This is a genomic window from Bradyrhizobium sp. AUGA SZCCT0177 (genome assembly GCF_018130125.1).
In the GTDB taxonomy this organism is placed as follows: Bacteria; Pseudomonadota; Alphaproteobacteria; order Rhizobiales; family Xanthobacteraceae; genus Bradyrhizobium.
This window is the reverse complement of sequence record NZ_JAFCMA010000015.1, coordinates 65,554-87,889: the sequence shown is the minus strand read 5'-3', so window position 1 is coordinate 87,889 and position 22,336 is coordinate 65,554. Positions and strand designations below refer to the sequence as shown.

Below are 22,336 nucleotides of genomic sequence, written 5' to 3'. Positions count from 1 at the left end.
GTCCTTATTTGGCTGACGCCGGCGACGCTTCGATTTTCTTGACCTGCGGGTCGACCTTCTGACCGGGGATCGCACGGAGCAGCCCGGCGGTGACGACGCGATCATCGCCCTTCAAACCGCTTTCGATGACGCGTAGCGTGCGCTCGAGCGGCCCGGTCTGTACCTTGCGCTGTTCGACCACGTTCTCGCCGTTGACGACCAGCACGTAGCGACCGGCCTGGTCGCTGCCGAGCGCCACATCAGGCACCAGCAGCGCATTCGACTGCTCGTCGAAGGGCACGCGGACCCGGACGAAGAATCCCGGCAGCAACGCCCGATCAGGATTCGGCAATACGCCGCGCACCGCGAGCGTGCCGGTCCCTTGATTGAGGGTCGGCGAGACGTAGTCGAGCTTGCCCTTGTGCGGGAAGCCGCTCTCGGTCTGCAATCCGACCTCGACCGGCAACTGCCGGATTTCGTCGACGGTCATTCCCCGCCGCCTTGCCTCTTCCCGGATCCGCAGCACGTCCTGTTCGTTGACGTTGAAATTCACATAGATCGGGTCGAGCGCCACGATGGTGGCAAGCTGGGTCGGCGACGAGACGCCGACCAGTTCGCCGACCGAGACCAGATGCGCGCTGACGATCCCGTCGAACGGCGCCGTGACGTTGGTATAGCCGTAGTTGACGGCCGCAATCTTGGTGTTGACCTGGGCCTGCTGCAGGTTTGCCTGCGCGTTTTCGCGCGCCGCCGTCGAAGTATCGAGCGTGGCCTGCGAGACCGCCTGTCTTTGCACCAGCTCCGACTGCCGCTTGAAATCGGCTTCGGCCTGCTTCATCGAGGCCTCCATGCCGGTTTGAGCGGCCTGCGCCTGATCGAGCTTCAGTTTGTAGGTTTCCGGCTCGATCGTGAACAGCGTGGTGCCTTCTTTCACGAAGGTACCGTCCTTGTAGTTGATCGATTGCAGGAAGCCCTGCACGCGCGCGACCAGATCGACGTTCTTGATCGGCGCGGTGTTGCCGGTCGCCTCCAGATAGCGCGTGATGCTGCGCTGCACCGGCACGGCGACCTCAACTTTCGGCGGCGGCGGCGGCACAAAAGTATTTTGTTCGCAGGCACTTAAGACGCCGAATGCGGCAATGGCGAAGACCGCACGACACGCAATGGCGCCTCTCTGTCTGAAGGTGTCATGTGGTCTGCTGCATGCCAGCGAACGCTCAGACTTCATCTGCGTGCCTCAATACGTTTGTTCTTGCAAAGCGCGTTCTATTCAAATTATGGCGTTCGACCATCCCATAAAAATAGCAACAATCCACTTGCAGGGGAACCGGAAACCGAAAATGATGCCGCGCGCGAAATTTTCTTCGCTTTCTCGTTCATGATTTTACTTCTGTTGAAGCGGCGGCTCCAGCGACGACAAAAAGGATTTATTCAAATGATCAACACGTTGACACGTGCGGCAACGCTCGGGGCGTTGATGACGGCAGTGATATTCGCAAGTGCAGCACCGTTATCTGCGCAAGCGCCGAGCCAGGCGCAACGCGACGCGATCAAGACCCAATGCCGCTCGGATTATATCGCGCATTGCTCCAGTATTCCGCCGGGCGGCGAAGCTTCGCTGCAATGCCTGCAGAAGAATATGTCGAGCCTGTCATCGAGCTGTCAAAGCGCGGTGCGCGCCGTGCAAGCGCCGGCTGCCGCCGCGCCCGCGGCCAAGCCCGAAACCGCTCCGGCCGCGGCCGGCGCACAGCCTGCCACCACCACCGCGGCGCCCAAGGCCGATACCAAGCCTGCAGCCGCGGGGCAGCCGTCCAGCGCGCAGATCTCCGCGGTCCGCAGCGCCTGCCGCTCCGACTATCCAAAAGTCTGCGCTGGCGTGCCGACCGGCGGCGCCCCGGCGCTGCAGTGCCTGGACAAGAACAAGGCAAAACTTTCGCCGGCTTGCGAGAAGGCGGTCACGGCGGCCGTCGGCGGTGGTGCCGCACCGGCAGCGGGCGCCGCTCCCGCGGCGGCGGCAGCTCCGGCAGCGGCAGGCGCTGCTGCTGCACCGGCCGCGCCCACCGTGATCGTGCTGCGACCGATGCGGCCGCGCGAAGAGCTGATGGTGCTGCGGTCGGCCTGCGGCGCCGATGTCCGCACGATCTGCGGTGGCGTTCAGCCGGGCGGTGGCCGCATCGTGCAGTGCCTCGCCACCAACGCGGGCAGGCTGTCGCCAGCCTGCCAGGACGTGCTGGCCCAGTTCAAGGCGCAGTAGCAGGCCGCGCTACCCGGTTCGCGCCGTGAAAACGGCGCGATCGGACTATGCGTGCGAGACGGTCCCGACGAACTGCTGCAGTTCCGGCGTCCGCGGCGCGGCAAACACCTCTTTCGGAACGCCCTCTTCATGCACCCTGCCGTGGTGCATGAAGACGAGCTTGGTGCCGACGTCGCGGGCGAAACGCATCTCATGCGTGACCAGAATCAGCGTCATGCCCTCGCGCGCCAGTTGCTCGACCACGCGCAGCACCTCGTTGACCAGTTCCGGGTCGAGCGCCGAGGTGATTTCATCGCACAGCAATACTTTCGGCCGCATCGCCAGCGAACGCGCGATCGCGACGCGCTGCTGCTGGCCGCCGGAAAGCTGGTTCGGATAGGCATCCATCTTCTCGGACAGCCCGACCTTCGCCAGCACCTCGGCCGCGGTGGCGCGCGCCTCCTTGGCCGACACCTTGTTGACGACGGTCGGCGCCAGCATCACGTTCTCGGCGGCGGTCAGGTGCGGAAACAGATTGAACTGCTGGAACACCATGCCGACATGGCGGCGCAGCTCGCGCAGATTGGTGGTGGAGCCGCCGACCTCGATGCCGTCGGCGATGATCGCGCCGGACTGACAGGTCTCCAGGCCATTGATGCAGCGGAGCAGCGTGCTCTTGCCCGATCCGGAGCGGCCGATGATGGCGACCACATCGCCCTTGGCGACCTCGAGCGAGACGCCCTTCAGCACCTCGTTCGGACCAAAACTCTTTCTGACGTCACGAATGCTAACGAGCGACATTGAGGCGGCTCTCGATTTTTTTCGCCCACCAGGACAGCGGGAAACACAGGCAGAAATAGATCAGCGCGACCAGCGAATAGACCACGAAGGGGCGGAACGTCGCGTTGTTGAGCATGGTGCCGGCCTTGGTCAGCTCGACGAAGCCGATGATCGAGGCCAGCGCGGTGCCTTTGACCACCTGCACCGAGAAACCGACGGTCGGCGCAACCGCGATCCGCGAGGCCTGCGGCAGGATGACGTAACGCATCTGCTCGATGTAGCTCATGGCGAGGCTGGAGGAGGCTTCCCACTGGCCCTTCGGAATCGACTCGACGCAGCCACGCCAGATCTCGGCGAGAAAGGCGCTGGTCCAGAACGTCAGCGCCAGGGTCGCGGCCATCCACGGGCTCACCTCGACGCCGAACAGCGCGATGCCGAAGAAGAACAGAAACAGCTGCATCAGCAGCGGCGTGCCCTGGAACAGCTCGATGTAGATCTTGGTGGACCATTCCAGCGCCGGGATCCTGGAGGTCCGCATGAACAGCAGGATCAGCCCGACAACGCCGCCGCAGACAAAGGCGATCAGCGACAGCACGATGGTCCACTGCGTGGCGATCAGGAGGTTCGACAGGATGTCCCAGAGGCTGAACTGCAACATGGCTCACTTCGCCTTGAACAGGATGCGGCCGAGGCCGCGCAGCAGCGAACGCGTCAGCATGGCGAGCAAGAGATAGGCCAAAGCCACCAGCAGATAGACCTCGAAGTTGCGGAAGTTGCGCGAGGCGATCAGGTTGGCGGCGTAGGTCAGGTCCTGCGCCGAGATCTGCGACACCACGGCCGAGCCCAGCATGACGATGATGATCTGCGACGACAGCGCCGGATAGATTTTCTCAAACGCCTGCTTGAGGACGATGTGGCGCAGCACTTCCCATTTGGTCATGGCAAGGCTGATACCGGCCTCGATATGGCCTTTCGGCACCGCCTCGATGCCGGCGCGGATGATCTCGGTCGAATAGGCGCCGAGATTGATGGTCATGGCGAGGAATGCCGCGGTCGATTCGCTGAGCTTCAGCCCGGCAGCCGGCAGGCCGAAGAAGATAAAAAACAACTGAACGATGAACGGCGTGTTGCGGATCACCTCGACATAGCCGGCGACCAGGCTGCCGAGCCATTTCGGCCCGAAGGTGCGCGCCGATGCGCCGGCGGTGCCGACGGCGATACCGGCGACGGTCGATACGACCGTCAGTACGACGGTGAACAGCAACCCCCACAGCAGCACATCCCAGTGGGGCAGCAACTCGCCGAATTGGAGCTTGTAGTTCATGACGGGTTGGCCCCCGCGACCAGGTCAAAAGCCCGGCGGCAAGGGTGCCTTCAGCCACTTCTCGGACAGTTTGGCGATGTCGCCGGACGTCTTGGCCTGCGCGATGATCTCGTTGAGCTTGGCCAGCAGCTTCGGCTCTTCCTTGTTGAGCCCGATGAAGCACGGGCTGTCCTTGATCACGAATTTGAGCGCGGGCGCCCGGGCCGGGACCTTCTCGGCGATGGCGGCGGCGACCGTATTGCCGGTCGCGATCAGGTCGACCTGCCCGGATACGAAGGCGGCAATGGTGGCGTTGTTATCCTCGAAACGCTTGATGGTAGTGTCAGCCGGCGCGAGCTTCGTCAGTTCCTGCTCCTCGATAGCACCGCGGGTGGCGCCGATCGTCTTGCCCTTGAGCTCGTCGGCCGATGCTAACTTGATTTCCTTGGTACCGAACACGCCGGAGAAGAACGGCGCATAGGCGACGGAAAAGTCGATCACCTTCTCGCGCTCGGCATTCTTGCCGAGGCTGGAAATGACGATGTCGGCTTTCTTGGTCTGCAGATAGGGAATCCGGTTGGCGCTGGTGACGGCGATGATCTCGACCTTTACCCCGAGCGCCTTGCCGATCAGGTTGGCCATGTCGATGTCGTAGCCCTGCGGCTTGAGATCGAGCCCGGCGGAGCCGAACGGCGCAAAATCCTGCGGCACTGCAACCTTGATGACCTTGGCCGCCATGATCGAGTCCAGCGCGTCGGCATGGGCCGGCGTGGTCAGCGCGGCGGTGGCGAGCGCGAAAGCCGCGGCAAGCATCGATTTCCTCAACATCCTATGTCCCCTGTGCATCGCGACATCGCCGGTCGGTTTGGCCAATGTCTTCGGATCCCCTTCGCAGTGCGGGACCCTGCCCGATGCTCAACGATCAGGCAATGCCCCGCGTTGCTCCTTATTTTGTCATCGCCTGCCTCGGAATTAGCCTGCGGTACGGCACTCCGGATGACAACTTCACGCCCAAATGATACACATCCCGCCATTCCATGCAGGGTTGCGGCCAGCTACTCGCCGCGAAACGCCAGGATCAATTGAACCAACCGTACCGACAGGGCGACATAACAAATCGTCATCGCGATCTGGTACGCGACGTGCCAGTTGACCTTTGCCAGCTTGTACAGGCCGTCGATAAAATTCAGGAGCAGGAGTATCACCCCGAACAACTCGACGCCGCGCCCGACGAGGCCACTGCTTAAAAGTCATGGCGTAAATAGCTGAACAGGACGATCGCCGGCTCATTACTCGAAACGTGCGCGCCGGCCGCACGATCAACGTTCCTACGATCATTTTTTCGACGTGCGAAAATATTTCCCTGGAAGCCGGCTCGATACGATCGGCATAGAATGACAGCCATCTGGCTCTGATCTCCGCCATGGGTTCTCCTCAGCTCGCAATAAAAATGGGAGCTCCAATACAGCGGGTCAGCGACCGGGAAGCAAGCAGGCGACCTGTCTGACCTTTGAGAGCGATAATCTTCAATCACCAGGAGAGGAAAAACAGATGCTACGTGTCATCCTGACTGCAACCACCCTGTTGTGCGCGTCGCAAGCGTTCGCGCAGGAGCTGACTGCCGCACAGCGCGACGCCTGCATGGGCGATTACCAGAAATATTGCAAAAGCGTCACGCCAGGCGGCGGGCGGATCATCGCCTGTCTCTCCAAGGAGAGCGACAAGCTCACACCTGCTTGCAAGAAGGTATTGCAGGCGGCGGAGAAGAAATAGACGCGCGGTCTGAGACGCATCCGCAGCACCTTCCAGAAGAAACCTGAACACCAACCAAGATACGTCCGGGGAGAAATATGCGTTCATTTCTGTTCATTGCCGCCGCCCTGCTTGCCATTGGTACCGCCATGACCTTCGAGTCGACCGTTGCCAACGCGGCTGTCTGCGCGGACGGCGTCGTTCGCGCCGGCTGCGCGGGACCTCGAGGCGCGGTCGTCGTCAAAAAGCCAAAGCCGGCGGTCGTGTGCCGCACCGTGATCGTGAACGGCGTGAAGGTTCGCCGCTGCACCTGATCGAAGCTGATCCGGCTCAAAACCGAAGACATCTGCACCTGCCGGCCGCTGCCTGCCATCATTGGCGGCGCAGCGGCCGGCTTTTGCCGATTCCTGTTTTGCGGGATCGCGATTGATGTGCCAGCATCGACGGCCTCGAAGCTATCGATGGCCATGAATCCGGGATGAAGAATTATTCAATCGCATTGCCAGTCTGGGCCCGGGTGCTCCTGCTGGCGGGCGTTGCCGGCATCGTCCTCGGCGCCGGCCTCATCGCCTATCGCTTCTACGACAGGCCGACGGTGCTGAGCGTCGCGGTGGGCTCGTTCGACGGCGAAGCGGCCAAAGTCGCGTCCGTCATCGCCGCCCGGCTGGAAGCCACCAAATCCACGGTCCGTTTGAAGATCGTTCCGACGGACAACGCGCTCGATTCCGCAAAAATCTTTGCCGAGGGAAAGACCGACCTTGCCATCGTGCGCGCCGATGTCGGCGATCTCTCGCTGGCGCGGAGCGTGGCGCTGGTCACCAAATCGGTCCTGATGATCCTGGCCCTGCCGGGATCGCAGGTGACCAGCATCGAGAAGATGAAGGGCCACACGGTCGGCGTGGTCGGTGGCGAGATCAACCAGAAGATCGTCGAGGCCCTGAAAAAGGAATATGACCTCGGCGACAGGGTGATCTTCAGGAACATGGCGCCGGCGGATACGCCCGGCGCGATCCAGTCGAAAGCGGCGAGCGCGTTCGTGCTGGTCGTCCCGCTCAGCGAAAAGTACCTCTCGCTGGTGAGGCGCTTCTTCCGGGGCGGGCATAATTCCTTACCCACCCTGATCCCGGTTGAATCGGCCGGCGCCATCGCCGATGTCGAAGGCGCCTATGAGAGCTTCGATATTCCGCAAGGCACGCTGCGCGGCAGCCCGCCGGTACCGGATGCCGACCTGACCACGCTGCGCGTCGCGACGTATCTGGTCGCCAACAAGAAGATCGACCCGGACACGATCACGACGCTGACCCAGGCGCTGGTCACTGCCCGCAACGATCTCGTGCGCGACCAGCCGCTGCTGGCCGGGCTGACGGCGCCCGATACCGATCCCGGCGCCTATATCCCGGTCCATCCGGGGGCCGCGGCCTACTATAACGGGACCCAGCAAAGCTTCATGGATAAGTACGGCAACTGGATTTACCTGACGCCGATGGTGCTGGGCGCACTGGCCTCGATCTTCGCAACCGCATGGCGGTTTCTTGGCGGCCGGCAGGAACCGGCCGAGACGACGTTGCGCAGCCTGTTCGCCTTGCCGCGGCGGATCAGGGAAGTGAAGAGCGAGGCCGAACTGACCGAGATCGAAAACCAGGTCGACCAGGCACTGGATGCCGAGATGGCGAGCGCGATCAAAAGCGAGAACGCGCAGGATATCTCGACGCTGGTTTCAATGGCGCATCGGCTGGAAGATTCGATCTATCGCCGCCGGCAGATGCTGGCGGAAGGGCCGGCGAAGCAGAACTAGTTCCGGGCGGCCCCACGGACAGGGTTGACCCGGACCAATTCCGGCAAAATTTTTGGTAGCGCCATTCCCCGGTCCGGTTTAGGGTGGCTCCAACTAGTAAGTATACTGTCAATTAGGGAGGGGAACCCGTGCGTATCGCCGTCATCGGCGGAGGCCCCGGCGGTCTCTACTTCGCCTATCTCTGGAAGCGGCGTCATCCGGACGCAGAGATCGACCTGTTCGAGCAGAACCCCGAAGGCGCGACCTGGGGTTTTGGCGTCGTGTTCTCCGAACAGGCGCTGGAATTCCTGCGCGCCGACGACCCCGAGACGGTCGATGCGATTACGCCGCGGATGGAAAGCTGGAAGAACATCACGCTCAATTTGCGGGGCGAGAGCGTCGAGATCGACGGCGTCGGCTTTTCCTCGATCGGCCGGCTCGAATTGCTGACCATTTTGCAGCAGCGCGTGCGCGCCGCCGGCATCACGCCGCGCTACGACACCATCATCCAGTCGCTGGATGAACTCAAGGGTTATGACCTGATCGTCGCCGCCGACGGATTGAACTCGCTGGTGCGCCGCAGCTTCGAGAAGGAATTCGGCGCCTCGGTCTCGCATTCGACCAACAAATTCGCCTGGTACGGCACCAGCAAACGTTTCGCCACGCTGTCGCAGACCTTCGTCAAAACCGACCTCGGATCGTTCAACGCGCATCACTACCGCTATGCGCCTGCCATGAGCACCTTCCTGGTCGAATGCGACGCAGCGACCTGGCAGGCGTACGGTTTCGAGCACAAGACCATCGAACAATCTCAGGCGATCTGTGAAGAAATATTTGCCGATACGCTCGACGGCCATTCGCTGGTGTCGAACAAATCGGTGTGGCGCAATTTCCCCTGGATCTGGAACGAGAACTGGTCGCACGGCAACATGGCGCTGATCGGTGATGCCCTGCACTCGGCGCACTTCTCGATCGGCTCGGGAACAAGGCTCGCGATCGAGGACGCCATCGCGCTGACCAAGGCGCTGGAGGCGGAAGCGGACATTCCCGCGGGCCTCGCCCGTTACCAGAGCGAACGCAAGCCGATCGTGAAAAAGCTGGTGACGGCGGCGCGCACCAGCGCCGACTGGTACGAACATTTCCCCGAACACATGAAGCTCGATCTTATGGATTTTGCCTACAGCTACATCACCCGCTCCGGACGGATCGACGATGCGCGCCTGCGCGCGATGTCGCCGGCCTTCATGGAGCGTTACGAGGCAGCAAAGAACAGCGGGAGCCGGTCATGATGATCGACGATCAGGTACCTCTGGAAAATCCCGGCGCGCGCGAAATCGGTTTCGCGATCCCGGAGCGCTACAACGCCAGCCGCATCCTGTTCGACAATCTCGTGCACGGCCGCGGCGAACGCCTGGCCCTGACCGGACCTGCCGGCACGCGCAGCTATGCCGAGCTGTGCCGCGAGGCCTCGCAATGGGGCCACGGCTTCCAGTCACTGGGGCTGAAGCGCGGCGACCGCATCCTCATGTTCCTCGACGATACGCCGGCTTATCCGGCCGCATTCTTCGGCGCGGTACGCTCCGGCTTCGTGCCGCTGTTGATCAACACCCTGACGCCGCCGGACCTGCTGCAGTTTTATCTCTCGGACGCTGGCGCCGCCGTCGCGGTCACCGATGCCGAGTTCACTTCCCGATTCGACGCTGTCGCCTGCAAGGACACGCCGCTGCACACGCTGATCGTGGTCAACGGCACCGCCGGCGAACACGCCGTTCCGAAGACGCTTGCTGCCGATACCTGGCTGAAGGCCTTGCCCACCGAACTCGCGGAGGCTGATACACACCGCAACGAGATGGCGTTCTGGATGTATTCGTCGGGCTCGACCGGACGCCCCAAGGGCATCGTGCATCTGCAGCACGACATGGCCTACAGCGAAGCTGCGTTTGCGCGCAACGTGCTCAAGCTCGGAACCGACGACATCTGCTTCTCGGTGCCCAAGATCTTCTTCGCCTATGGCTTCGGCAATTCCATCACTTTCCCCTTCTCGGTCGGCGCCGCCACGCTGTTGCTGCCCGGCCAGCCAAAGCCCGCCGCGATCTTCGAGGCGATCGGGCGATACCGTCCGAGCGTGTTTTTCGGATTGCCGACGCTTTATACGTCATTGACCAAGGCCGAGGGCGCAGCGGCCGCGGACTTTTCGTCGTTGCGGATGGCGCTGTCCGCCGCCGAGGTGCTGTCGGGTGAAGTGTTCAACGGCTGGAAGGCGCTGACCGGCCTTGAGATCATTGAAGGCCTGGGTTCGACCGAGGCACTGCACATCTACCTTTCCAACCGGCCCGATCACAAGAAGCTCGGTGCGGCAGGGCTGCGCGTCCCCGGTTATGAAATCGCGCTCAGGGACAAGGACGGTCGCGACGTCGATGACGACGAGGAAGGGATCATGTGGGTGCGCGGCGATTCCAACACGCCGCTGTACTGGAACCGGCCGGACAAATCAGCGGAGACGATCCGCGAAGGCGGCTGGATCTACACCGGCGACCGCTTCGTCCGCGATGCCGACGGCTTTCATTTTTTTCGCGGCCGCGCCGACGACCTGATCAAGATTTCCGGCCAATGGGTCTATCCGCTCGAAGTCGAACTGTGCCTTGCCGAACACCCCGACGTGCGGGAATGCGCCGTCTTCGCCGCCGAGCTGCCGGACCGGCGTATGACGCTGAAGGCGGTGGTGGTGATGAATCGCAGCGGCTTCGATGCCAGCGATGCAACGAAGCGGCTGCAGGATTTCGTCAAGGCAAAGCTGTTGCCTTACAAATATCCGCGCGAGGTGCGATTCATCGAGGAGTTGCCGAAGACCGGTACGGGCAAGATCGACCGGCAGGCGCTGTTGAGGATGTAGCAACACCCTCAGTGTCGTCCCCGCGAAGGCGGGGACCCATACGCCGCGGCCTATCGTTTAAAAAAGGTGCCGGACGACTTTCGCGCAGCACAGACACTGGTGGTTATGGGTCCCGGATCGCGCTTCGCTTGTCCGGGACGACGAGGTTGAAAAGGCTAAACCCCATGGAAAACACCCCGCTCCACGGCGGTTGTCTCTGCGGTTCGGTTCGTTATGAGATCAGCGCGCAACTCGGAATCGCCGAACATTGCCATTGTTCGATGTGCCGCAAGGCGCACGGTGCGGCGTTCTCCACCAACGCGCTGGTTCCGACGGAAGCACTGATCCTGACGTCCGGTGCAGAGTTCATCTCAAAATACCAATCGTCGCCTAACCGCGAAAAGTGCTTCTGCTCAAAATGCGGTTCGCAGCTGTTCATCCGGCGCCTCGACCATCCAGAGTCCACGGTCGTCACCCTCGGCACCGTCGATGGTGACCCGCACACGCGGCTCGAGCGGCATGTCTTCGTGGCTTCGAAGGCGCCGTGGTACGATATCGCCGACGTGCTGCCCCGGTTCAAGATTTACCCGGGTTTCGAACCGCAGGACGATGCGCCGTCGGCCTGACGCTCCCTTAACCCGACTTGCCCAGGTGCTCGAGCGCGTCCTCGGCGCGCAGCGGCACCCGCGAGGCCTCGTTGTTGAGATCGACGAGCTGTGTCATCAGCGTCAGCAACACCTTGCGGTCGGCGGCCTTCAGCGGCTGCAGCATCCGCGCCTGCGCGCGCTCGACCGATGGCATGATCTCGCGCAGCGTGGCGGCGCCCGCCCTGGTCAGATAAAGCAGTTTTACCCTCTTGTCTTCTCGCCCGGGCTTGCGCTCGACCAGGGCCTTGGATTCCAGCCGCTCGATCACGTTGCCGAGCGTCGAGCGGTCGAACGCGATCACCGCCGAGAGCCGCGTCGCGTCGATGCCGGGATGGGTGTGGATCGAAACCAGCGCGGCATATTGCACCGGCGTCAGGTCGAAGGCTTTGCATTCCTCGACAAAGATCGCGACCGCGATCTGCTGCATCCGCCGGAACAAATAGCCGGGCGCCGCGTAGACGGCGTCCATGGTGATGGGCGTGGGCTTACTCGGCATCGGGCTGCTTGTCCGGTGCGGCGTCGGCGAACGCCTTGATTTCCTTTGCCGCGGCTTCGGCCTGGAGCAGGCGCGGATAGGCCGCGACGTCGACGCCGAAGCGCCGCGCATTGGCAAGCTGCGGCACCAGGCAGAGATCGGCGAGCGTCGGCGCAGATCCAAAGCAGAACGGCCCGGGCTCGCCCGCTATCAGCGTTTCGCAGGCCGAAAGCCCCTCGCGGTTGGCCCACGCCGCCCACTCCGTCACTTTCTCTTCCGCCAGGCCGAGCTGGCGCAGCCGGGCCAGCACTTTGAGGTTTTGAACCGGGTGGGTGTCGCAGGCCAGCGCCTGCGCAAAGGCGCGCACTTTGGCGCGGCGCAGCGGATCCTTTGGCAGCAGCGGTGGCGTGGGATGGGTCTCGTCGAGCCATTCGATGATGGCGAGCGACTGGGTCAGCACGGTGCCGGCGTCATCTTCCAGGGTCGGGACCAGTCCTTGCGGATTGATCGCGAGATAGGTGGGCGCGCGTTGTTCGCCGTTGCGAAGGTGATGCGGCAGGTGCTCAGTGCTCAGGCCCTTGAGATTGAGCGCGATCCTGACCCGGTAGGACGCGCTGCTGCGGAAGTAGCCATGCAGCTTCATCGGAACCTCCCGTCATTTTGTCATGTGGGCCCGAAGGCCGCATTGACGCTATCCATATTGTAAGTATGCTGTCAATCAAGCGAGATGACAAGAACCGGACGAACAAGACTAACGGGAGGCTATCCATGGAAGCCGTGCAGAAGACCCCGGAACGCGAGGCGTTCTACAAGAAGATCGATGGCGAGAACCTCTCCGCACTCTGGAATGTGATGGGCGATCTGATCACGCCCGAACCACGCAGCGCCTGCCGGCCGCATCTGTGGAAGTTCGACCAGATCCGCGACTACATGACCGAGGCCGGCAAACTGATCACCGCCAAGGAAGCTGAGCGGCGGGTGCTGGTCTTGGAAAATCCGGGCCTGCGCGGCCAGGCGAAGATCACGACCTCGCTGTTTGCCGGCGTGCAGATGGTGGTCCCCGGCGACGTCGCACCGGCGCACCGCCACAGCCAGTCGGCGCTTCGTTTCGTGCTCGAAGGCAAGGGGGCGGCAACCGCGGTCGACGGCGAGAAGACGCTGATGGAGCCCGGCGATTTCGTCATCACGCCGTCGATGACCTGGCATGATCATTCCAACGAAACCTCCGAGCCGATGTTCTGGCTCGACGGACTCGACATTCCGATGGTGCAGTTCTTCGATGCGTCCTTTGCCGAAGGCTCGAACGAGGACCAGCAGAAGATCACCCGCCCCTCCGGCGACAGCTTTGCCCGCTACGGGCGCAACCTCCTCCCCGTCGACGAGAAGCGAAAGTCGAAGACCTCACCGATCTTCAACTATCCCTACAGCTACACCCGCGAGGCGCTGGAGCAGGCCAAGATCCGCAACGAATGGGACGCCTGCCACGGGCTGAAGCTGAAATTCTCCAACCCCGAAACCGGCGAATTCGCGATGCCGACCATCGGCACCTTCATCCAGATGCTGCCGAAGGGTTTTAAAACGGCGCGCTATCGCTCCACCGACGCGACCGTGTTCGCGGCGATCGAGGGCAAGGGCCGCACGCGGGTCGGCGACCAGACGTTTGAATGGGGCGCGCGCGATCTGTTCGTGGTGCCTAGCTGGCAGTGGGTCACCCACGAGGCCGACGTCGATTCCGTGCTGTTCAGCTTCTCCGATCGTCCGGTGCAGCAGAAGCTGGATCTTTTCCGCGAAGACCGCGGGAATGCGTGAGGGAACCACCGCTGTCGTCCCGGCCTTGAGCTCGGATGCGCAATTGCGCATCGGGGGACCCATAGCCACCGACCTTCGTTTGGCGGAAGGCGTTGGCTACCTCGTCCCATCGATAGATCACGCGGTATGGGTCCCGGCTCAAGGCCGGGACGACAGGTTTGCTACTTTGTTTGTAACGACGACACCTACCGCCAGTGCAGCAGTCTTGCCTCCAGCAGATTGATCCCCTTCCCCACCACCAGCCCGAACACCGACAAGATCACAACGCCGGCCAGCAGCTGATCGGTTTGCATCAGATTGCCGGCCTGCAGCACGAAGGCGCCGATGCCGTATTGGGCGCCGATCATCTCGGCGCTCACCACCAGCAGCAGCGCGACCGACGCCGTGATGCGAAAACCGGCGAGGATCGAGGGCAGCGCGCCCGGCCAGATCACGCGGCGCACGATCAGGTGGAACGGCACATTAAAACTCTGCGCCATCCGGATCAGATTGCGCGGCACCGCATCGACGCCGCTATAGACCGAGATGGCGGTGGAGAAGAACACGCCGAGCGCGATGGTCGCGATCTTCGGCTCCTCGCCGATCCCGAGCCACAGGATCAGCAGCGGCAGCAACGCGATTTTGGGAATCGGAAACAGCGCCGAGATGAAGGTGATGCCGACGCCGCGCGCCAGCGTGGATAACCCGATCCCGAAACCGACGATGATACCGGCAGCCGTGCCAAGGATCCAGCCCGATCCAATCCGCATCACCGACCAGGACAGATGCTGCCAGAGCGCGCCCGACAGCGCGAGCTTGTAGATCGCCGCAACGATCGCCGAGGGCGGCGGCAGGAACAGCGCATTGACCCAGCCGGCGCTGCCCGCGAGTTGCCAGAACCCGATCACCAGCGCCAGCGCGATCCAGCCCGAATAACGCCCCGCGCTCGGCGTAAAGCCCGCGCCGCGAAACGCCACCGGCCGCGGCCTGGTCTCGTCCTGCGTCCCCTGCGGCGCGCGGTCAAGCATGCTGGACCTCACGCTCGGCGTCGATCGCCTCCTCACGGATCAGCGACCACAGATCATTTTGTATCGCGAGCAGTTTTCCGCGGGCATTGATGTCGCCGCGTTCATCGCGCGTCATCGGGATGGTCACGACCTCGCGGACGCGGCCGGGACGACGCGACAGCACCACGATGCGGTCGGCGAGCCGCACGGCTTCTTCGAGATTATGCGTCACGTAGACCGCGCCCATCGAACCATCGGCGAGCAGGCGGATAAAATCCTCCATCAGCAGTTCGCGGGTCTGCGAATCCAGCGCCGACAGCGGCTCGTCCATCAGCAGGATCGCGGGTCGCACCGCGAGCGCCCGCGCAATGCCGACACGCTGGCGCATGCCGCCGGACAATTGCTTCGGGTAGGCGCCGCGAAAATCGGTGAGCCCCGTGCGGCGCAGCGCGTCGTCGACCACGGCGCGGCGCTCGCTTATCCCGAGCGCCGTATGCACCAGCGGAAATTCCACATTCGCTTCCACGGTACACCACGGCAGCAGCGCAAAATCCTGGAACACGAAGGTCAGCGGGTTGAGGCTGCCCGCCGGCGGCGCGCCGCGCAGTTCGGCCCGGCCCTCGCTCGGCCGCAACAGGCCGCCCAATATCGACAGCAGCGTACTCTTGCCGCAACCGGAGGGCCCGACGATCGCCACCACCTCGCCCGCGCGCACGGTGAACGAGACCTGATCGAGCACGTCCAGCGTACCGAAGCGGTGGCTGATATGGTCGGCGATCAGGTCCATTTGGCTGCCCGTTCGAATCCTTGCACCACTGCGCTCCCTCTCCCGCTTGCGGGGGAGGGCTGGGGTGGGGGTCTCTCCCCACGGCAGGCTCGCCGAGTGGATAGACCTTCCCCCACCCGCCGCGCTCTAGCGAGCGCCATAGCCGAAGCACAGCTTCGGCGTTCTTATCTAAGCACGGCCGCCAACGGCGGCCTATGCTCCCCCGCAAGCGGTAGAGGTAACCTCAAATCAATCCGCCTTTACATATTCCTTGGCGATGATCGCATCCACGCCGAATCCCTTGTCGACGAAACCCTGTTCCTGCAGCCAGCTGATCTGGTTGGCGACGTTCTTGACGTCGAGTTTGCCGTCGGGATCGATATAGGCGCAATTGCCGACCACCTGCTCGACCGGCAGATTGGTGTACTTGGCGATGATCTCCAGCAGCGGTTTTGTCTTGTCGGTGATCCCTGCCTTGCCGTCCTTCACGGAGGCCAGGATCACGTCATGATATTCGCGGTCGGCGCGGACCAGGGCGCCCAGCAATTTCGTCACCAGCGCAGTATTGGACAGTGTCTTCGGGGAAGCGAACACAGCACCGAGCTGCCACGGCGTTTCGTCGCCGACCCAGCCGAGCAATTTGGCGCCATCGGAATCCATCAGCGTGCGCGCGGTGGACACCGGCAGCAATGCCGCATCGACGGTCTCGCCCTTCAGCGCGGCGGCGGCATTCGACAGCGACTGCAGCGGCAGCACCTTGATGTCCGCGAGCTTGAAGCCGTATTTGTCGGCGAGCAGGCCCAACGAATAATGGAAGCTGGAACCGACCTGGGTCACCGCGATGCGCTTTCCCGCAAGATCCTTCGGTGTCTTCAGCCCGGCGGCATAGGCGTTGTTGCTGGCGAAGTAGCCGATCAGGGGATAGCCGGCCTTCTCGCGGCTCATGCCGCCGATCACTTTCAGCATGCCCTTGCCGGCGAGATTATAGAGCCCTGCGGTGACCGCGGTGACGCCGAAATCGACGTCGCCCGACGTGGTCGCCACCGCGATCGGCTGTGCCGCGTCGAAGAATTTCAGTTCGATGTCGAGGCCGGCCTCGCGAAAATAGCCCTTGTCCTGCGCGATGAACACCGGCGCCGACGAAGACAGCCTGAGCACGCCGATCTTGGCCTTCAGCGCATCATCGGCCCGCGCGATGCCGCTTGCCGCGATCGCCAGCAGGGCAGCCACAGCAAGCCGTGCAAATCCCGTCATTCCGTTTCCTCCGTAACTTCTCTTACAGCCCTTCGGGCACGTTCTGGCCGCGGCCAATAAAAGCGCCCTGTTGTTGCAATGCTTGTTGCAACTTTTCAACGGCAATGTCGCGTGGAATCGTGTTGCCCGATAGCGCCAGGTCGGCAGCGATCCCAACCGCCTCGCCCATCACAAAGCAGGCACCGGAAACCCTCGCCGCCGACTGGCCGTCATGGGTCATCGAGGCGCAGCGCCCGGCCATCAGCAGATTGTCGATGCCCTCGGGCACCAGCATCCGATACGGCAGCTCGTTGAAGCCACGTGATTCCGGGATCGGCGGGAACTTGAAGACCACGTCACCCGCGACATGGGATTCCATCGGCCAGCCATTGACACCGATGGAATCCTCGAACGAGGCGCAGGCCAGCACGTCCTCTCCGGAGAGCATGTAGCCGCCGACAACGCGGCGGGTCTCGCGAATGCCGAGCTGCGGCGGCAGATCGACGATGTAGGATTTTTCGAAGCCAGGCACGGTGCGCAGGAACTCGAACGCCCGCACCGCCTGGCGGCGCCCCTCGATCTCGCCGCGGGTCATATCGTCAGGCTCAAGGCCATTCACCGCCGTGCCGTCCTCGCGCGCGAGCTGGGTAAAGTTCACCCGCCATTCGACGGCGTGGCGCTGTGGCCGGACGATCGCGGCCTTGCGCGGAAACTTGTGCGTACCTGCGGCCTCGGCCTTTTCCATCAGCGCCGGAATGGTCTGCCAGGCATTGCCGGCTCTTTCGGGGTCGATGCCGTTGAGACGGAACATCATCGATGGGTAGAGCATGCTGCCGGCATTATCGCCGACCTCGAACGGCGCGCCGGCCCAGGCCGCGAGATCGCCGTCGCCGGAGCAATCGATGTAGATGCCCGCGCGCACCGCCTGCCGGCCTGCCTTGGTCTCGACCATCAGCCCGTCGATGTGCCTCTCGTCATGCATCACCACGCCGGCACCGAGCGCATGAAAGAGAATGTCCACCTTGTGGGCGGCGAGCAGATCGTCGGCCGCGATCTTGTAGGCCGCGGTGTCATAGGCCTGTGCGAAGATCTTGCCCAGGATCAGATGCGGCGCGTTGAGCCCGCCGAGCCGGTCGATCCGATCCAGCAGTTCGGTCGCAATCCCCTGCACCACCCGATGCATCTCGCCATGGACATTGGCATGCAGTCCGCAGAAATTGGTGACGCCCGCCGCCGTGCCCATGCCGCCGAGGAAGCCATAGCGTTCGATCAACAGGGTACGGCGGCCCGCGCGCGCGGCGGCGACCGCAGCCGCGATGCCGGCCGGACCGCCGCCCAGCACGACGACGTCATATTCACCATAGAGCGGAATTTGGCGCGCAGGCTCGGTGATGGTTTTGGAGGGCAATTTGGGGTTCCCGGCTGAAGCGCCGGCATCATGCCCTTCACGGGCGATTTTGGCTACGTGTCTAACGGTTGAAATAGTGACGGAAGACATTGCTCCCGCCGCGCGGAATTGAGAAAGTGGGGACGAAAGGACTGACCGGTTTGAGAATCCTCCCTTCCCTCCTGCTCGGACTCATATTCGGCGCGGCACCTGCGCTGGCGGAAGTGGAGCAATGCCGGTTTATCCAGGCCAAGCCCGAGCGCGAAGCCTGCTACACGCGGCAGGAAGCGGCGCTGGCGGCCAAGCGCAAGCCCGAGCCAAGCGCCATCGACACACGCAGCACGGACGCTCGGATGATCGAATCGCTGCAGCAGATGCGGCGCGACGATGCCGAGGTGTACCGGAGTGTGAACGGCATCTGCCGGGGCTGTTGAGCAACCCCGGCGACGCGGCTCGGTCAGTTTTTGAACTTGCGCGCGGTGCAGCCGTACCAACCTTCCAAGTCGGTCCAACCCCTTCCCCTCGCAAAATCCTTGCAGTCAACATAGTTGGTGAGCTGCTTCCATGTCCTGGAGTCTGCCTGCGACACAGCAGCCGGTTTCTTCGCGTCCTGGGCATTCGCCGGTGCGCTTGAGATGATTGCGGCGGCTAATCCCGCTAGGAAGAGGGACGATGCTCTCATGGCTGTTTCCTCCGGCCTTCTCGGACGGCGAATGCGTCCCGGCGCAAATGAGTGTGCACGGCGGTCCGATAAAATTCAAGGTTGAGCCGAACGGCTATGCACCCTTTTGGAATGCGCAGCGATATTGCCGTCTATATCCGACCAGCCCATTTAGCCGCGCGCTTTTCGGCGAACGAGGCCAGCCCTTCGGACGCCTCCGATGTCCGCCGCCGGTCCGAATGCATTTTGACCAGCCGCGCATAAGCGTCGTCATCGACGCTCATGCCGCCGAATGAACTCTCCAGCGCCAGCGTCTTGGTTTCGGCCAGCGCCTCGGGGCCGTTGGCCAGCAATTGCTCCACGACCTTTGCGCCCGACGCTTCAAGCTCCGCCAGCGGCACCACCTCATGCACCAGACCAATACGGCGCGCGTCTTCGGCGCCGAACCGCTCGCCGGTCAGCGCGTAGCGGCGCACCTGACGGACACCGATGGAATCGCAGAGCTGCGGAATGATGATCGCGGCCGTCAGCCCCCAGCGAACTTCCGTGATCGAGAACAGCGCGTTGTCGGCGGCAATCACCACGTCGCAAGCCGAAATCACGCCGGTGCCGCCGCCGAAACAGCCGCCCTGCACCAGTGCCACCGTCGGGATCGGCAGCGTATTGAGCCGCTGCACCACCTCGAATGTGGCCTGCGACACCGCCTCGTTCTCTTCAGGCGATTTCGGCCGTACGCCATTGATCCATTTCAGGTCGGCACCGGCCTGAAAATGCTTGCCGTTGCCCTTCAGCACCACGACGCGAAGGTTGGGCTTTTTGCCCAGTTCATCCATCGCCGCCAGCACGCCATTGATGAGGCCGGCGTCGTAGGCGTTGTTCACTTCCGGGCGATTCAGCGTGACCGTCGCGACGCCGCGTTGATCGAGATCCCACAAAACCGGATTGGCAGACATTGACGGTCCTTTTTTGGTTGCAGTTGTCGTCAGGCAATATGCCGACCCACCGGCGATTGATCTATCCCTTTCCGTGATGCCTGCGATGCAAACGGCATCGGCGGTTGCGCTGCGGTGCCAGCTTGTGGAAACTGGCACCTTACGGTTCCCCTCAGCAGGACATCAACTCGATGCGGATATGCGTTTTCGGTGCGGGCGCCGTCGGCAGCCATTTCGCGGTGCGGTTGGCGCTGGCCGGACACGACGTTTCCTGCGTGATGCGCGGCCCGCACCTCGAAGCCGTGAGGGCCAACGGCCTGACGCTGCGTGTCGGCGAGGCCGAGTTCAAAGCCAAGGTGACCGCCTCCGACGTCGCGGCTGATCTAGGTCCGCAGGATGTCGTGATCAGCACGCTGAAGGCGACGGGGGTGAGTGCGCTTGCCGCCGGTCTGCAACCGCTGTTGCGCGATAATACCGCCGTGGTTTTGGCCCAGAACGGAATTCCCTGGTGGTACGATATCGGGCTTCCCGCAAAACATCCGCCGACGCCCGATCTTGGCTTCCTCGACGCGAACAGCCAGCTGCGTGCCGCGATACCCTGGGAACGGATCATCGGCGGCGTGATCTATTCATCCAATGAGATCATCGCGCCTGGTGTGGTCGCGAATCTCTCGCCTGATCGGAACCGGCTCCTGATCGGCGAATGCGACGACCGCCACAGCGAGCGGATCGCGCGGCTTCGCACAGCGCTCAATGAAGCTGGTGTCGAATCGCCAGATGTCGCCGAGATCAGGGAAGCGATCTGGTCCAAGCTCCTGACCAACATGTCGATGTCGGTGCTGTGTCTGCTCACCGGCCAGACCGCCCGCGGCGTCCGGGACGAGCCGGCGCTCGCCGAGGTGATCCCGCGTTTGCTGGATGAAGCCAACAGCATCGCCCAGAGCTGTTACCCCGAGGTCAAGCGCGTCACGCGCTCCGGCCCCGCGCCCGCCCACAAGCCGTCGATCCTGCAGGACTTTGAGCTCGGCCGCGCCATGGAGATCGACGTGCTGGTCCGCGCACCCGCCACATTCGCGCGGGCGGCCGGGCTTTCGACGCCGATGCTCGATTTGATGGCGGGACTCGCGATTCGCCAGGCGCGCGACAAGGGGCTTTACCGGACTTGAACACCACGCGCGGAACACGCCGAACAAAGAGGGCTTCAACATGAACGTCAAAGGCAAGGTCTGTGTCGTTACCGGCGCCGCGAGCGGCATTGGTGAAGCGGTCGCGCGTGCTTATGCCGAGGCCGGCGCGCGCGGCGTTGTCGTCGCCGACCTGAAAACCTCGCGCGACCGGCTGGCGAAAGTCGCCGGCGACATCGACGGATTGGCTGTCACCGCCGACGTCGGCCTTGAAGAAGACGTCAAGGCGCTGATCGCAGCCGCCGAGGACAAATATGGACCCGTGGATGTGTTCTTCTCCAACGCCGGCCTGTCACGCAAGGGACAGGAAGGCGCGTCCGATGCGGACTGGGACGTCAGCTGGCGGGTCCATGTCATGGGCCACGTGTTCGCGGCGCGCGTGCTGGTGCCGGCCATGCTGGCGCGAGGATCAGGCTATCTGCTCAACACCGCATCTGCCGCGGGCTTGTTGGCGTCGCTGAACTCGATGCCCTACGGCGTCACCAAGAATGCCGCGGTGGCGCTCGCCGAACATCTCGCCATTCAATATGGCGACCGCGGCATCCGCGTGTCGGTGCTTTGCCCGCAGTCGGTACAAACAGGCATGACGACGCCCGGCCCCAGCGCCGCGCGGGTCGATGGCGTGCTGCAGGCGCCCGAAGTCGCACGCATGGTGATCGAGGCGATGGAGGCCGAACGGTTTTTGATTCTGTCGCACCCGCAGGTCGCCGAATACATGCTGCGCAAGACTTCCAGCCGGGAGCGCTGGCTGGCCGGCATGCGGCGGCTGCGAGACAAGATCTACGGCCCGCCGCAATCGGCCTGAAGCCTTCTCAACTCTTGGGCGCAAACGGCGCCAGCAGGCCGGTATAGTCCTTGGCGCCCGGCAGCGCGTAGGAACCGCGCCGCGATGTCTTGAGCTTCAGGCCGACCAGCGCTTCGGCCTGCTTCACCGCGGCCGCGACGCCGTCGACGACGGGAACACCGAATTTTTGCGAAAGTTTTGCGGCGAGATCGGCCATCCCGGCGCAACCGAGCACAATGGCTTCCGCGCCCCTGTCCAGCGCCCGCGCAATCTCGGCGTCGAGCTTCTCTTCCGCGCCGGAGCCGGGCTTTTCGAGATCGAGCACCGCGACATTGCAGGCGGTGACCTGCGCGCGTTCCGCAAAGCCGTAACGCCGCACCAGCTCTTCCAGCGGCACGATCGAGCGCGGCAGCGTGGTCACTATTCCGATGCGTTTTGCCAGTTGCCCCGCTGTCACCAAGGCGGCCTCGCAAATCCCGACCACTGGAAACGGTGCGACCGATCGCGCCGCATCGAGGCCGGTGTCGTCGAAGCAGGCGATGATGCCGGCATCGGCATCCCTTGCATTCAACAGCGCCTGGATCAAGCCGGGAACGGCGAAGGCCTCGTCATAAAATCCCTCGATCGAGACCGGCCCCATCGCCGACGTCACGTCGACGATCTCGGTGCCTGATGCCGCGACCGCGCGCGCAGCCTCGCCGATGGTTTTCGTCATCGACGCGGTCGTGTTGGGATTAACGATGAGGATCTTGGCCATTCGGCCTGATTAGCATCCGCTG

Annotated in this window: 26 protein-coding genes; 12 read left to right on the top strand and 14 right to left on the bottom strand. The window is 63.2% G+C overall.

Translation table 11 applies throughout. The features are described 5' to 3' along the window. Positions 1-4: 4 nt before the first annotated feature. Positions 5-1,120: an efflux RND transporter periplasmic adaptor subunit gene (locus tag JQ597_RS18985; RefSeq protein WP_349628854.1), complete on the bottom strand. Its 1,116-nt coding sequence runs from the start codon at positions 1,118-1,120 to the stop codon at positions 5-7. Between JQ597_RS18985 and JQ597_RS38295 the strand changes: the two genes are divergently transcribed. Both JQ597_RS38295 and JQ597_RS18980 read left to right on the top strand, forming a co-directional pair. After that, positions 1,023-1,361 carry a hypothetical protein gene (locus tag JQ597_RS38295; protein ID WP_312012058.1) on the top strand — a complete coding sequence of 113 codons (339 nt, stop codon included), beginning with the start codon at positions 1,023-1,025 and terminating at the stop codon, positions 1,359-1,361. The two genes, JQ597_RS18985 and JQ597_RS38295, sit on opposite strands and share 98 nt — an antisense overlap. 53 nt (positions 1,362-1,414) lie before the next feature. Continuing rightward, positions 1,415-2,233 (top strand): hypothetical protein, encoded by an 819-nt coding sequence (locus JQ597_RS18980; protein ID WP_212265747.1) that lies wholly within the window; start codon positions 1,415-1,417, stop codon positions 2,231-2,233. A 45-nt stretch (positions 2,234-2,278) separates the two neighbouring features. Here JQ597_RS18980 and JQ597_RS18975 read toward each other — a convergent pair whose 3' ends face one another. From JQ597_RS18975 to JQ597_RS37680, 5 genes are all read right to left on the bottom strand, one after another. Continuing rightward, positions 2,279-3,013, bottom strand: a complete 735-nt coding sequence (locus JQ597_RS18975) for an amino acid ABC transporter ATP-binding protein (RefSeq protein ID WP_212265746.1) — start codon at positions 3,011-3,013, stop codon at positions 2,279-2,281. Then, positions 3,000-3,650 (bottom strand): amino acid ABC transporter permease, encoded by a 651-nt coding sequence (locus JQ597_RS18970; RefSeq protein WP_212265745.1) that lies wholly within the window; start codon positions 3,648-3,650, stop codon positions 3,000-3,002. Before JQ597_RS18970 ends, JQ597_RS18975 begins: the two co-directional genes overlap by 14 nt. Positions 3,651-3,653: 3 nt before the next feature. Continuing rightward, entirely contained in the window at positions 3,654-4,316 is a 663-nt protein-coding gene (locus tag JQ597_RS18965) for an amino acid ABC transporter permease (protein WP_211998316.1), read from the bottom strand. 24 nt (positions 4,317-4,340) lie between these two features. Next, entirely contained in the window at positions 4,341-5,123 is a 783-nt protein-coding gene (locus JQ597_RS18960; RefSeq protein WP_212265744.1) for a transporter substrate-binding domain-containing protein, read from the bottom strand. Positions 5,124-5,350: 227 nt separating this feature from the next. Next, positions 5,351-5,500, bottom strand: coding sequence for a hypothetical protein (locus JQ597_RS37680; RefSeq protein ID WP_249133304.1), 150 nt, complete (start codon positions 5,498-5,500; stop codon positions 5,351-5,353). A 346-nt stretch (positions 5,501-5,846) separates the two neighbouring features. On the opposite strand from JQ597_RS37680, the gene JQ597_RS18950 reads away from it, so the two are divergent. The 6 genes from JQ597_RS18950 to JQ597_RS18925 all read left to right on the top strand — a co-directional run bounded on the left by JQ597_RS18950 (position 5,847) and on the right by JQ597_RS18925 (position 11,319). Then, positions 5,847-6,068, top strand: a complete 222-nt coding sequence (locus JQ597_RS18950; RefSeq protein ID WP_212265743.1) for a cysteine rich repeat-containing protein — start codon at positions 5,847-5,849, stop codon at positions 6,066-6,068. 77 nt (positions 6,069-6,145) lie between these two features. After that, the gene (locus JQ597_RS18945) at positions 6,146-6,361 is read left to right on the top strand and encodes a hypothetical protein (RefSeq protein ID WP_212265742.1); all 216 of its coding nucleotides are present in this window, start codon (positions 6,146-6,148) and stop codon (positions 6,359-6,361) included. A 164-nt stretch (positions 6,362-6,525) separates the two neighbouring features. Further along, positions 6,526-7,842, top strand: a complete 1,317-nt coding sequence (locus JQ597_RS18940) for a TAXI family TRAP transporter solute-binding subunit (RefSeq protein ID WP_212265741.1) — start codon at positions 6,526-6,528, stop codon at positions 7,840-7,842. A 128-nt stretch (positions 7,843-7,970) separates the two neighbouring features. Continuing rightward, a complete protein-coding gene (locus tag JQ597_RS18935; protein WP_212265740.1) occupies positions 7,971-9,110 on the top strand; it encodes an FAD-dependent monooxygenase in 1,140 nt (379 codons plus the stop codon). Next, positions 9,107-10,714, top strand: coding sequence for a benzoate-CoA ligase family protein (locus JQ597_RS18930; protein ID WP_212265739.1), 1,608 nt, complete (start codon positions 9,107-9,109; stop codon positions 10,712-10,714). The genes JQ597_RS18935 and JQ597_RS18930 overlap by 4 nt, the downstream gene beginning before the upstream one ends. 128 nt (positions 10,715-10,842) lie before the next feature. Beyond that, the gene (locus JQ597_RS18925; protein WP_212265738.1) at positions 10,843-11,319 is read left to right on the top strand and encodes a GFA family protein; all 477 of its coding nucleotides are present in this window, start codon (positions 10,843-10,845) and stop codon (positions 11,317-11,319) included. A 7-nt stretch (positions 11,320-11,326) separates the two neighbouring features. Here JQ597_RS18925 and JQ597_RS18920 read toward each other — a convergent pair whose 3' ends face one another. Together JQ597_RS18920 and maiA are read right to left on the bottom strand one after the other, a co-directional pair. After that, on the bottom strand, positions 11,327-11,836 hold the full coding sequence (locus JQ597_RS18920) for a MarR family winged helix-turn-helix transcriptional regulator (protein ID WP_212265737.1): 510 nt from the start codon (positions 11,834-11,836) through the stop codon (positions 11,327-11,329). After that, positions 11,826-12,458: a maleylacetoacetate isomerase gene (gene maiA / locus JQ597_RS18915; protein WP_212265736.1), complete on the bottom strand. Its 633-nt coding sequence runs from the start codon at positions 12,456-12,458 to the stop codon at positions 11,826-11,828. Before maiA ends, JQ597_RS18920 begins: the two co-directional genes overlap by 11 nt. A 125-nt stretch (positions 12,459-12,583) precedes the next feature. Here maiA and gtdA point away from each other — a divergent pair, with 125 nt between their 5' ends. Then, entirely contained in the window at positions 12,584-13,624 is a 1,041-nt protein-coding gene (gtdA, locus tag JQ597_RS18910; RefSeq protein WP_212265735.1) for a gentisate 1,2-dioxygenase, read from the top strand. A 185-nt stretch (positions 13,625-13,809) separates the two neighbouring features. Here gtdA and JQ597_RS18905 read toward each other — a convergent pair whose 3' ends face one another. The 4 genes from JQ597_RS18905 to JQ597_RS18890 all read right to left on the bottom strand — a co-directional run bounded on the left by JQ597_RS18905 (position 13,810) and on the right by JQ597_RS18890 (position 18,017). Beyond that, on the bottom strand, positions 13,810-14,631 hold the full coding sequence (locus tag JQ597_RS18905; RefSeq protein ID WP_212265734.1) for an ABC transporter permease: 822 nt from the start codon (positions 14,629-14,631) through the stop codon (positions 13,810-13,812). After that, on the bottom strand, positions 14,624-15,397 hold the full coding sequence (locus JQ597_RS18900; protein ID WP_212265733.1) for an ABC transporter ATP-binding protein: 774 nt from the start codon (positions 15,395-15,397) through the stop codon (positions 14,624-14,626). Before JQ597_RS18900 ends, JQ597_RS18905 begins: the two co-directional genes overlap by 8 nt. 228 nt (positions 15,398-15,625) lie before the next feature. Beyond that, entirely contained in the window at positions 15,626-16,630 is a 1,005-nt protein-coding gene (locus tag JQ597_RS18895) for an ABC transporter substrate-binding protein (RefSeq protein ID WP_212265732.1), read from the bottom strand. A 22-nt stretch (positions 16,631-16,652) separates the two neighbouring features. Next, positions 16,653-18,017: an FAD-dependent oxidoreductase gene (locus tag JQ597_RS18890; RefSeq protein ID WP_212265731.1), complete on the bottom strand. Its 1,365-nt coding sequence runs from the start codon at positions 18,015-18,017 to the stop codon at positions 16,653-16,655. A gap of 116 nt (positions 18,018-18,133) precedes the next feature. On the opposite strand from JQ597_RS18890, the gene JQ597_RS18885 reads away from it, so the two are divergent. Beyond that, positions 18,134-18,430, top strand: a complete 297-nt coding sequence (locus tag JQ597_RS18885; protein WP_312010902.1) for a hypothetical protein — start codon at positions 18,134-18,136, stop codon at positions 18,428-18,430. 379 nt (positions 18,431-18,809) lie between these two features. On the opposite strand, the gene JQ597_RS18880 is transcribed toward JQ597_RS18885, so the two are convergent. After that, positions 18,810-19,610, bottom strand: a complete 801-nt coding sequence (locus JQ597_RS18880) for an enoyl-CoA hydratase-related protein (protein WP_212265730.1) — start codon at positions 19,608-19,610, stop codon at positions 18,810-18,812. Between the two features lie 170 nt (positions 19,611-19,780). Here JQ597_RS18880 and JQ597_RS18875 point away from each other — a divergent pair, with 170 nt between their 5' ends. Then, positions 19,781-20,755 (top strand): ketopantoate reductase family protein, encoded by a 975-nt coding sequence (locus JQ597_RS18875; RefSeq protein WP_212265729.1) that lies wholly within the window; start codon positions 19,781-19,783, stop codon positions 20,753-20,755. 40 nt (positions 20,756-20,795) lie between these two features. Continuing rightward, complete coding sequence (locus JQ597_RS18870) at positions 20,796-21,578, top strand: SDR family oxidoreductase (RefSeq protein ID WP_212265728.1); 783 nt, start codon at positions 20,796-20,798, stop codon at positions 21,576-21,578. 7 nt (positions 21,579-21,585) lie between these two features. On the opposite strand, the gene JQ597_RS18865 is transcribed toward JQ597_RS18870, so the two are convergent. After that, positions 21,586-22,314: an aspartate/glutamate racemase family protein gene (locus tag JQ597_RS18865; protein ID WP_212265727.1), complete on the bottom strand. Its 729-nt coding sequence runs from the start codon at positions 22,312-22,314 to the stop codon at positions 21,586-21,588. Between the last annotated feature and the right edge of the window lie 22 nt (positions 22,315-22,336).

Bases quoted from the DNA above. Each gene is read 5' to 3' on its own strand.
- maiA (WP_212265736.1), bottom strand. From the start codon at position 12,458: ATGAAGCTGCATGGCTACTTCCGCAGCAGCGCGTCCTACCGGGTCAGG.
- JQ597_RS18870 (WP_212265728.1), top strand. From the start codon at position 20,796: ATGAACGTCAAAGGCAAGGTCTGTGTCGTTACCGGCGCCGCGAGCGGC.
- JQ597_RS18895 (WP_212265732.1), bottom strand. From the start codon at position 16,630: ATGACGGGATTTGCACGGCTTGCTGTGGCTGCCCTGCTGGCGATCGCG.
- JQ597_RS18900 (WP_212265733.1), bottom strand. From the start codon at position 15,397: ATGGACCTGATCGCCGACCATATCAGCCACCGCTTCGGTACGCTGGAC.
- JQ597_RS18965 (WP_211998316.1), bottom strand. From the start codon at position 4,316: ATGAACTACAAGCTCCAATTCGGCGAGTTGCTGCCCCACTGGGATGTG.
- JQ597_RS18975 (WP_212265746.1), bottom strand. From the start codon at position 3,013: ATGTCGCTCGTTAGCATTCGTGACGTCAGAAAGAGTTTTGGTCCGAAC.
- JQ597_RS18930 (WP_212265739.1), top strand. From the start codon at position 9,107: ATGATGATCGACGATCAGGTACCTCTGGAAAATCCCGGCGCGCGCGAA.
- JQ597_RS18880 (WP_212265730.1), bottom strand. From the start codon at position 19,610: ATGTCTGCCAATCCGGTTTTGTGGGATCTCGATCAACGCGGCGTCGCG.
- JQ597_RS18905 (WP_212265734.1), bottom strand. From the start codon at position 14,631: ATGCTTGACCGCGCGCCGCAGGGGACGCAGGACGAGACCAGGCCGCGG.
- gtdA (WP_212265735.1), top strand. From the start codon at position 12,584: ATGGAAGCCGTGCAGAAGACCCCGGAACGCGAGGCGTTCTACAAGAAG.
- JQ597_RS38295 (WP_312012058.1), top strand. From the start codon at position 1,023: ATGCTGCGCTGCACCGGCACGGCGACCTCAACTTTCGGCGGCGGCGGC.
- JQ597_RS18950 (WP_212265743.1), top strand. From the start codon at position 5,847: ATGCTACGTGTCATCCTGACTGCAACCACCCTGTTGTGCGCGTCGCAA.
- JQ597_RS18945 (WP_212265742.1), top strand. From the start codon at position 6,146: ATGCGTTCATTTCTGTTCATTGCCGCCGCCCTGCTTGCCATTGGTACC.
- JQ597_RS18875 (WP_212265729.1), top strand. From the start codon at position 19,781: ATGCGGATATGCGTTTTCGGTGCGGGCGCCGTCGGCAGCCATTTCGCG.
- JQ597_RS18970 (WP_212265745.1), bottom strand. From the start codon at position 3,650: ATGTTGCAGTTCAGCCTCTGGGACATCCTGTCGAACCTCCTGATCGCC.
- JQ597_RS18960 (WP_212265744.1), bottom strand. From the start codon at position 5,123: ATGTTGAGGAAATCGATGCTTGCCGCGGCTTTCGCGCTCGCCACCGCC.
- JQ597_RS18980 (WP_212265747.1), top strand. From the start codon at position 1,415: ATGATCAACACGTTGACACGTGCGGCAACGCTCGGGGCGTTGATGACG.
- JQ597_RS18940 (WP_212265741.1), top strand. From the start codon at position 6,526: ATGAAGAATTATTCAATCGCATTGCCAGTCTGGGCCCGGGTGCTCCTG.
- JQ597_RS18865 (WP_212265727.1), bottom strand. From the start codon at position 22,314: ATGGCCAAGATCCTCATCGTTAATCCCAACACGACCGCGTCGATGACG.
- JQ597_RS18920 (WP_212265737.1), bottom strand. From the start codon at position 11,836: ATGCCGAGTAAGCCCACGCCCATCACCATGGACGCCGTCTACGCGGCG.